1 protein-coding gene and 1 pseudogene are annotated in these 1980 nt (G+C 64.1%); one reads left to right on the plus strand and one right to left on the minus strand.

Annotation, left to right across the window (positions count from 1 at the left end):
* Positions 1-36: 36 nt before the first annotated feature.
* On the minus strand, positions 37-894 hold the full coding sequence (locus A5789_RS32740) for an IS4 family transposase (RefSeq protein ID WP_064906993.1): 858 nt from the start codon (positions 892-894) through the stop codon (positions 37-39).
* Positions 895-964: 70 nt separating this feature from the next.
* Between A5789_RS32740 and A5789_RS32750 the strand changes: the two are divergent.
* Positions 965-1980, plus strand: a pseudogene (locus tag A5789_RS32750) (IS3 family transposase); the annotation flags it as partial.

Genomic DNA, 1980 nt, shown 5'->3' on the forward strand with positions numbered 1-1980 from the left:
AATCTCTCCTTCAACCGCCCGTCCGAGGGCATCTGATCACAGATCGCCCGGACTTACACGGTTGCCATGACACCCCCGACGCGCCCGCAGCACACGGCCGCCCAGGATCGACGATTTCAGCTCGAAATAGCTGGTTTCGATCTCCCACCGCCGGTGATAGAGATCCACCAATTCCGCTGCGGGATAACGTTTCTCATCGGTCAATGTCGTGATCAGCCGGTAACGGACGGTGCGGCGGACACCGCCGTCGCCGTCACGAACCACGATCTCGGCATCGACGACACGCACCAGCACTGGGCCCACACGCGCCAGCCACGAACCGTCGAACAACCGCCCGACCGGCGGGAGCCGGCGGTCGGCACGACACCGGATCAGCAGGTCCGCGCGGGTCCCGGAGATCTGCTCGATCAACGCGGCGGCAGCGAAATTCCGGTCGGCCAGCAACGGCATCCCCGGTTTCGGGCAGTCCAGCAACCGAGGCGCCCAGCTCGTCTCCCCGACCTGGTAGGAACCGAACACGGCGTCGATGACCGTGCGCGTGCCACACGCCACAACCGTCAACAGCCGCACCATCGGATACCCGGCCGCCGCGTCGGGCCGGCCGGTCTGCCGGCCGAACACACGAGAATTGCTCGTGGTATCCGGCACGAATAACGTCGTGCCATCGATCGCGCACACCAGCAGGCCACGCCACCGCACCGCGCCCGCACCGGGACCGGCCACCAGGCCGAACAATGCGCGCAGCGCATCGCTACCGACACGACGCAATGCTTGCGACACCGCCGAGGTGCTCGGCGCCGCCACCACAGGCCCGCCCAGGCCGCTAACCAGCCGCGCCCACACCCGCCGGTAACCGATCTGCTCGAACAACACACCCGCCAGCAGCAGATACACCGCGGGACTGCCCTCGGTTTGGTTGACTCCTGACCTGTGAGGATTTCTCCTCGCTGGAAGGATGTTCACCATGCCGAAGCCGTATCCCGAGGAGTTCCGACGCGACGTGGTGGCCGTCGCCCGTAGGGGCGAGACCTCGTTGACTCAGATCGCGAAGGACTTCGGGATCTCGCAGAGTTGCGTGAAGAACTGGCTCAAACAAGCCGACATCGAAGACGGGCATCGGCCCGGCACTACCCGTGATGAGTCCGCTGAGCTGCGCGAAGCGCGTAAACGGATCCGCCAGCTGGAACAAGAAGCCGAGGTCATGCGCCGCGCGGTCGCCTACTTCTCGCGTGACGTCAACCCACAATGAGCTACCCGCTGGTCCTCGACCTGGCCGCTGACGGGATCCCTGTCACGGTGACCTGCCGGGTACTCGGCTTCTCCACCCAAGCGTTCTACAAATGGAAACAAAGCCCTGTCTCACAACGGGATTGGGACGACGCGCATTTGATCAACGCCGCTCTCGACATCCACGCCGACGACCCGGCGTTCGGCTACCGATTCATCGCCGACGAACTACCCGCCTGCGGCATCCGCGCCGGCGAGAACAGGGTCGCCAGACTGTGTTCAGCGCAGCGGATCTGGAGCGTGTTCGCCAAGAAACGCGGGCTCAACCGTAAGGCCGGTCCGCCCGTCCACGACGACCTCATCGGGCGCAACTTCAGCGCCACCCGCCCGAACGCGACGTGGTTGACAGACATCACCGAACACGCCACCAGTGAAGGGAAGCTGTATCTGTGCGCTGTCAAGGACGTGTTCTCCAATCGGATCGTCGGGTACTCGATCGATTCACGGATGAAGGCGTCGATGGCGGTATCGGCGTTGAACCATGCCGTTTCTCTTCGATCACCTGCCGCGACGATTGTCCACTCGGACAGGGGCAGTCAATTTCACTCGCGGAAGTTCGTTAATGCATTGTCGGTCAATGGTTTACGAGGGTCTATGGGCCGGGTTGGGGCGTGGAGAGGTGAGTCGGCGGCGGGAATCTCACCCACCGCCGCTCTCAGAACCGTGCGTGACAGTCTCCCGTCACACGGCTCC

It is taken from the genome of Nocardia sp. 852002-51101_SCH5132738 (assembly GCF_001665695.1).
GTDB classification, from domain to species: domain Bacteria; phylum Actinomycetota; class Actinomycetes; order Mycobacteriales; family Mycobacteriaceae; genus Nocardia; species Nocardia nova.